Raw genomic sequence first — 531 nt, forward strand, 5'->3', positions numbered from 1 at the left:
GTTCTTACAGCCTTCGCAGACCTCGTCCGGCTGTCACAGCCGGCCGACAATGCTAAGGTTCTGCCTCGGCTTTAGCGATTTTCCAAGGAATCCATATGTCGGACGCCCAGTCCCTCAACGCTGCATTCATGGTGGTTCAGAGCAACAGCCTCGATGAGCTGCGCAGCCTTGTGGTCAGCATCATGCGGCGTTACCCACTGGCACCCTTGGAAAACGAAATCGCTTTGGTGCAAAGCAACGGCATCGCCCAATGGCTCAAACTGGCATTGGCCGAAGATCCTGAAGACGATGACCTTGGCGGTTGCGGGATCGCTGCGGCGATTGACGTTCAACTACCCGGCAGTTTCATGTGGCAGCTGTATCGCCTGGTATTGGGACGAGAAGAGATTCCGCCTAAATCCCTGCTCGACAAAGCCCCGCTGACCTGGCGCCTGATGCGCCTCTTGCCACAGGTAATCGATCGCCCCCATTTCGAGCCGCTGCAACGCTTCCTTACCCACGACAGCGATCTGCGTAAGCGCTATCAATTGT

Annotated in this window: 1 protein-coding gene; it reads left to right on the forward strand. The window is 56.7% G+C overall.

The features are described 5' to 3' along the window. Positions 1-95: 95 nt before the first annotated feature. On the forward strand, positions 96-531 hold a 436-nt coding region (locus OQK_RS01460; protein ID WP_038860384.1), incomplete at its 3' end, for an exodeoxyribonuclease V subunit gamma.

Source organism: Pseudomonas sp. R62 (genome assembly GCF_000257605.1).
Lineage (GTDB): Bacteria > Pseudomonadota > Gammaproteobacteria > Pseudomonadales > Pseudomonadaceae > Aquipseudomonas > Aquipseudomonas atacamensis.